The 6,855-nt window shown below is 29.5% G+C and carries 5 protein-coding genes; 1 reads left to right on the forward strand and 4 read right to left on the reverse strand.

The window, feature by feature from the left end; translation table 11 throughout:
• Positions 1-17: 17 nt before the first annotated feature.
• From bsh to QX51_RS19180, 3 genes are all read right to left on the reverse strand, one after another.
• The gene (gene bsh, locus QX51_RS19170) at positions 18-1,007 is read right to left on the reverse strand and encodes a choloylglycine hydrolase (protein WP_039681499.1); all 990 of its coding nucleotides are present in this window, start codon (positions 1,005-1,007) and stop codon (positions 18-20) included.
• 130 nt (positions 1,008-1,137) lie between these two features.
• Positions 1,138-1,767: an HD domain-containing protein gene (locus tag QX51_RS19175; protein WP_039681500.1), complete on the reverse strand. Its 630-nt coding sequence runs from the start codon at positions 1,765-1,767 to the stop codon at positions 1,138-1,140.
• A gap of 76 nt (positions 1,768-1,843) precedes the next feature.
• On the reverse strand, positions 1,844-3,493 hold the full coding sequence (locus QX51_RS19180; RefSeq protein ID WP_039681501.1) for a potassium/proton antiporter: 1,650 nt from the start codon (positions 3,491-3,493) through the stop codon (positions 1,844-1,846).
• A 75-nt stretch (positions 3,494-3,568) separates the two neighbouring features.
• On the opposite strand from QX51_RS19180, the gene QX51_RS20820 reads away from it, so the two are divergent.
• On the forward strand, positions 3,569-3,727 hold the full coding sequence (locus tag QX51_RS20820; protein WP_161791953.1) for a hypothetical protein: 159 nt from the start codon (positions 3,569-3,571) through the stop codon (positions 3,725-3,727).
• Between the two features lie 109 nt (positions 3,728-3,836).
• On the opposite strand, the gene adhE is transcribed toward QX51_RS20820, so the two are convergent.
• Positions 3,837-6,500 carry a bifunctional acetaldehyde-CoA/alcohol dehydrogenase gene (adhE, locus tag QX51_RS19185; protein ID WP_039681502.1) on the reverse strand — a complete coding sequence of 888 codons (2,664 nt, stop codon included), beginning with the start codon at positions 6,498-6,500 and terminating at the stop codon, positions 3,837-3,839.
• Between the last annotated feature and the right edge of the window lie 355 nt (positions 6,501-6,855).

Genomic DNA, 6,855 nt, shown 5'->3' on the forward strand with positions numbered 1-6,855 from the left:
ACATTATATATTCTATTTTAATTTTGATAGTTTATATCCATTTCATCAAGATATGAAAAGTTCTTTATTTCATTACCATCTAAATTTTCTTTATTCATATCAACAGCATTAATTCTACTATTATTATAAGTATTATAATAATAGATACCACTATTTTGACACATACAAGAAGTATATTGAGTAATATCATTTATTCCTTCTGGTGTTACTACAGAATAATTAGACATGGCCACATTATTTAACATATGAAAAAAATCACTAACTCCCTTGATACCATTTTCAACTTCATCTACTCTAGATCTTAAGAATGATATTCTTACAAATCTTGATGTTGTGGAAAAATCACCAGGAAGTCCCCATGATCCTAGCCCTTGTCCCAATGGCTTTAATTCCTTCTTAACCCAAGTTGTATTTTCAGGTTGTTTAGAACTCGCTGATATATATTGTCTTAGATTTGTAACATGCCAATCAAATGTGGGAGAATTAGTTAATGTACTTATATTATTGTCATAAACCTCTAATTTTTCCTTAGTTTTTTCAATGACTATACTTTTACCATTTGTATCAACTACCATCCAATGAAGTGTAGCTAATCCAGTTTGTGGATTTATTGTCTTACCTACTATTTCAACGTTATTAAATGCCTCCTTAACTTCTTCTGTTGTTTCAAAATTACCCAATATCCATGGAATAATATCATGAGGTGCTAAATTAATCTTCCCTTCTACTGCATCATTTTCATAGTATGCATATTCAGGAAAATTAAGCCCAGCACAAGCCAAACCTTTTTCATTCATACCATCAGCAAACATTGGATGATTATCAATAATCGTTGCCATTCCTATCATTGCATATTTAACATTTTCAATCTTATCAGTTACTACATTCTTGTATGCGAACTTTCTAGGAACTAGATAAACTGATTGATTAAAGTTATACTCTAAATCCATATTCCTTCCAAATAAATAATTTCCATCTTTTGTTCTTAATGATAGAGCCGTACACATATGATAAATTTCCTCCTTCAATAAGGTTCTATTTTCATTGCATATTTTTTACTATTTATTTGAAATTAATTCATATAACTTCTTTTTTCTATATTAACCCTTTACGGTTACCTAATTTTCAATATTATAATTACTCTATTTCTCGGAAATCTTTTAAAGCATTTTTTAGATAAGCTTCCTTAATAGAATAATCTTGACTTACAGTCCTTCCAAGTGCATCTGCCTTTGCTAATAACACTAAATCTTCTGGACAAACTGACCTAGAAAATAACTTTCTAGTACTTTTTAATTTACTATTTTGATTTGCCAATTGGTTTGGCTGCATATGAAATTCTGTCATATTTAATACATAATTTCTAAATTCATCATCTTCTTTTTTACTTATTCTATTCAAAAATTTTCTAACTAATTTTAAACCTATTCTTTCGTGATTATACGAAATTATTTTTCCATCTTCTTTTGTCCTAGTTGTCAAAACTTTTCCAAAATCATGGCATAAAGCTGAGTACATAAAACCAAGTGGGTTTGTAGCTTTATCTTTTAATTTAGCAGCTTCATCTATCACCATCATGGTATGGTTAAATACATCTCCCTCTGGATGATGAATAGGAGATTGTATAACTCCTATCAAATCATTTACTTCTGGAAAATCATCTTTTAATTTATTATTTTCTTTTAACTTTTTGAAATATATTGATGGTTTTTCATTCGTCAATAATACTCTTTCAAGTTCCTTTTTTCTATCTAAATCTCTTGTCATAATTTAAAGTCGCCTCATTCATAAAAATTATTGTTATAAACTTTTCTATTTCTATTATAATATTTTTTATTTACTTTTAACCATTAGATATTGCTAATTTATTTATCTCATTAATATCAGTTCCTGTAATTACTAATATATCATCCTGAAGTATTTGTGTTGAACCTTTTGGAATAATTATATCTCCGCTTCTCTTTATCATTACAACAAGAATTTCATCTGGTATATTAGCATCTACTATTGTTTTATTGGCAAAATTACTTGTAGCTCCCACACTTATCTCCATAAGTTTCGTACTCTTATCCTCTTGATACATTCTTAGCTTATCAAAATTATTTCCAGTAACAACTAGTATATCTCCTGGAAGGATTATAGTTGATCCCCTTGGAACAAATACATCTCCTTTTCGTTTTATCATTACAATGAGAATATCTTCTGGTATATTACTATCCATAATGGTCTTATTGACAAGGTTACTATCATCAGTAATTGATATCTCTATTAGTTTTGTACTTTTATCTTCTTTATAGTCATTAAATGTTTTAAAAACTGAAGATTCATTATCTATTAAATCTAGTTTTAATGCAATCTTTGGTATTAATGTTCCTTGGACTCCAACTGAGAATAACGCTATAAAAAATATAATATGGAATATATCACTATAAATTGGAACCCCATAAGTTACTGCAAATATAGCAAAGGCAATAGATGCAGCCCCTCTAAGTCCTACCCAAGATATAAATAGTTGCTGTTTAAATGGTATCTTAAACCAACTTAAAATACTAAATGTAGCTATTGGTCTTGCTATTAATATCATAAATATGGATATCTCAATTCCCTCTATCAACACATTAGGTATCTTAGACGGATAAGATAGTAAACCTAGTAAGAAAAATAACGTTATTTGCATAAGCCATGATATACTATCAAAAAATTCAAATATACTTTTTTTATGAGGAACTTTACTATTTCCAATTATTATTCCACCTATATATGCGCTTAAATATCCATTTCCACCAAATAATTCACTTAGTCCATAAGATAAAATTGCAATTGCTGTTACAAATATTGGGTAGAACCCATCTATCTCAAAATTTATATGCCTCAATAAATATATAGTCAATTTTGATAATACAACTGCAGATATAATACCTACTGAAACCTGACTAAATAGCATTGGAAATATGCTTGAAGAACCCTGATTAGACATTAATGAAAGAATTATTATAGTTAACATATAAGCAAAAGGATCATTACTTCCACTTTCAATTTCTAGTATGGATGCAATAGAACCTTTTAAATTTAATTCTTGAGAACGAAGTATAGAAAATACTGAAGCTGCATCTGTAGATGCTACTATAGAACCTATGAGAAGACTTTCTAACAATGTAGTTTTTAATATTACATAACAAAACATCCCAGTAAGGCCTGCTGTAATAACTACACCTAATGTTGACATTAACATTGATGGAATAGCAACAGGACGCGCCATATGCCAATTGGTCCCAAATCCACCAAAAAACATTATAAAGATAAGAGCTAAAGTACAAATATTTTTTGTTAATTCGAAGTTATTATAATAAATCCCCACTAACCCATCCGATCCGAATAACATACCCAATACTATAAATATTAAAAGTATCGGAACTCCAAATTTATATAATACTTTACTTGATGTGATACATATTAATATTACAAATGAACATATAACCATCAATTCTATCATATTATTCCCCCTTTACTATATATTTTTTATATTATATATTTATGGATAAATAAATTTAATAAAGGTGATGAATTCATGAAAAAAAGTAAAAAAAATATGGATGAATACATAGCTGAATTAGAAGATTACTACGAGGCAGCTGGAAAGCAAGATGATTTTGAACGTGATATAGACGGAAAATCAGACAAGGAAATTTTAGATTTATACAATAACATTTTTAATAATAATGACTAAATATTTTAATATACAAAAGACCTCACATTTATAAAATGGAGGTCTTTTTCATTGCAGAGAATATTAATTTTTAGGTTATATTTTTAAGGAATCACTAATTAAACTAATTTTATACTAGTACTTTTTCTTCTTTTTTAACTTTTTTAACTACTTTTGTTGATGGATATATATTTTTATATATCTCATGTAACTCAGTTACTAATGGTAATCTTGGGTTAGCTGGAGTACATTGATCATCAAATGCATCTAAAGCTAATTTTTCTATTGCACTAAAGTAAGTTTCTTTATCTACGCCGCACTCTTCTATAGACATTGGCATGTTTAGTTCTATCATTAAACCTTTTATAGCTTGAACTAAACTTAAAACACCTTGCTCTACTGTATCAGCCTTTAATCCAAGAACTTTAGCTATTTCAGCATACTTCTTGTCAGCTACGAATGATTTATATTTAGGGAATGCAGCAAATTTAGTTGGCATTTGAGCATTGTATTCTACTACATGTGGTAATAATATTGCATTAGCTCTACCATGTGGTATGTGGAATTCAGAACCTAATTTATGAGCTAATGAGTGGTTTACTCCTAAGAAAGCATTGGCAAATGCCATACCTGCCATACAAGAAGCATTATGCATTTTTTCTCTAGCTTCTCTACCTTCAGCAGTATTTCCACCTTTATATGATATTGGTAAATATTCAAATACCATTTGTATTGCTTTCATTGCAAGAGCATCTGTATAATCAGTTGCCATTATTGAAACATAAGCTTCTATAGCATGAGTTAATACATCAAGACCTGTATCTGCAGTAACAGCAGCTGGTACAGACATTACAAATTGTGGATCTATTATAGCCACATCTGGAGTTAACTCATAATCAGCTAAAGGATATTTTATATTATTTACTTTGTCAGTTATAACTGCAAATGAAGTTACTTCTGAACCTGTTCCTGAAGTAGTTGGAATAGCCACCATTTTAGCTTTTCTTCCTAATTTAGGGAACTTGAATACTCTTTTTCTTATATCAGCAAATTTAAGTCTTAAATCTTCAAAGTCTGCTTGTGGATTTTCATAAAATAACCACATACCTTTAGCCGCATCCATTGCAGATCCTCCACCTAAAGCTATTATTGTATCTGGATTGAATTTTCTCATTGCTTCGGCACCATTTAATACTGTATCTACAGATGGGTCTGGTTCCACATCAGCAAATACTTCTATCATAACTGGGTTTCTTCTTTTTCTTAATTGATAAGCTAATTTATCAGCGTACCCAAGTTGAACCATCATTCTATCAGTAACTATCATCACCCTTTCAACACCTTCCATCTTTTCTAGGTATTGTATTGAGTTCATTTCATGATATATTTTTTCAGGAATTTTGAACCATTGCATATTAACTCTCCTCTTAGTAACCTTTTTAACATTTATTAAGTTTACAGCTGATACGTTATCTGTAGTTGAGTTGTTACCCATTGATCCGCATCCTAAAGTTAGAGATGGAGTATTTACATTGTATAAATCTCCTATAGCTCCGTGAGTAGATGGTGCATTTACTAGAAGTCTTCCTGTTCTTACTCTTTGAGAGAATTCTAAAATTACATCATCATTGTTTGAATGTATAACAGCTGAATGCCCAAGTCCTCCGAACTCTGTCATATCAACACATCTTTGTATCCCTTCTTTAGCATCTTTAACTTTTATACAAGCCAATACCGGAGATAATTTTTCTTTTGATAATGGATAATCTATTCCTACTCCCTCTATTTCAGCTACTAATATTTTAGTATCTTTAGGAACTTCAAATCCTGCCATTTTAGCTATAGTATATGGACTTTGTCCTACTATGTTTGGATTTAATGTTTTAGTTTCAGGATTTATAACTGTTTTTTCTAATAATTCTTTTTCTTTTCCTTCTACAAAGTAGCAATTATAATGCTTAAGTAAAGCTACTACTTCGTCATATATACATTCTTCTATTATAACTGCTTGCTCAGAAGCACATATCATTCCATTATCAAATGATTTAGATAAGATTAAATCATTTACTGCTTGTTTTATATCAGCAGATTTTTCTATAAAACAAGGTACATTTCCTGCTCCAACTCCAAGTGCTGGTTTTCCTGCTGAATAAGCAGACTTAACCATTCCAGGTCCTCCAGTTGCAAGTATTAATGATACTCCTTGGTGCTTCATCAATGCTGCCGATGCTTCTAATGATGGAATTTCTATCCATTGAACACAGTTTTCTGGTGCTCCAGCTTCTATAGCTGCATCTCTTAATATTCTAGCAGCCTCAGCTGAACATTTTTGAGCTGATGGGTGGAAACTGAATATTATTGGATTTCTGCCTTTCATAGATATTAATGTTTTGAACATTGTAGTTGAAGTTGGATTTGTAACAGGTGTTACACCAGCTACTACACCTATCGGTTCTGCAACCATCATATATCCATCTTCTTCATTTTCTTCTATTACCCCAACTGTTTTTGTGTATTTTATATTATTATAAATATATTCTGTTGCAAACATATTTTTAGTTACTTTATCTTCAAATATTCCTCTTCCAGTTTCATTTACTGCTAATTGAGCAAGTTCTATATGTTTATCAAGACCCGCCTTTGCCATAGCTGCTACTATTTTATCTGTAGCTTCTTGATCTAACTTTAACATTTCTTGTTTAGCTATATTCGCTTTTTCAACCAACTCATTAATCATATTTTCAACATTTACCTCTTGGTTTGTAACCTTAACTTTTTTTGTTTCTTTACTCATTTCGAAACTCCCCCTATATAATATAATGTTAATAAACCTTGTTATATTTTTAACAACTTTTCATAATACATATGATAATTCATCTTCTTTTCACTGTCAATACACTTGTTAAATTTTTATCAAATTAATATATAAAACTTTACTAATATATATAATACTTTTCAATATATCTTATAATCTCATTTCTAAAATGCTTTTTATAACCTCTGAAAGATAACCTCTTTATTAAGATTAAAATTCTTACTAGTTTATTTTTAACATTTTTTTAACAATCAGTCACATTATATCTAAACAGTATATCTAAAATTATTTAAATTTAGTATTTTTCTCCCTTAATTTTTTATTGAATTTAGAC

The sequence above is a fragment of the Terrisporobacter othiniensis genome (assembly GCF_000808015.1).
Classification (GTDB): domain Bacteria; phylum Bacillota; class Clostridia; order Peptostreptococcales; family Peptostreptococcaceae; genus Terrisporobacter; species Terrisporobacter muris.

Bases quoted from the DNA above. Each gene is read 5' to 3' on its own strand.
- bsh (WP_039681499.1), bottom strand. From the start codon at position 1,007: ATGTGTACGGCTCTATCATTAAGAACAAAAGATGGAAATTATTTATTT.
- QX51_RS20820 (WP_161791953.1), top strand. From the start codon at position 3,569: ATGAAAAAAAGTAAAAAAAATATGGATGAATACATAGCTGAATTAGAA.
- QX51_RS19175 (WP_039681500.1), bottom strand. From the start codon at position 1,767: ATGACAAGAGATTTAGATAGAAAAAAGGAACTTGAAAGAGTATTATTG.
- QX51_RS19180 (WP_039681501.1), bottom strand. From the start codon at position 3,493: ATGATAGAATTGATGGTTATATGTTCATTTGTAATATTAATATGTATC.
- adhE (WP_039681502.1), bottom strand. From the start codon at position 6,500: ATGAGTAAAGAAACAAAAAAAGTTAAGGTTACAAACCAAGAGGTAAAT.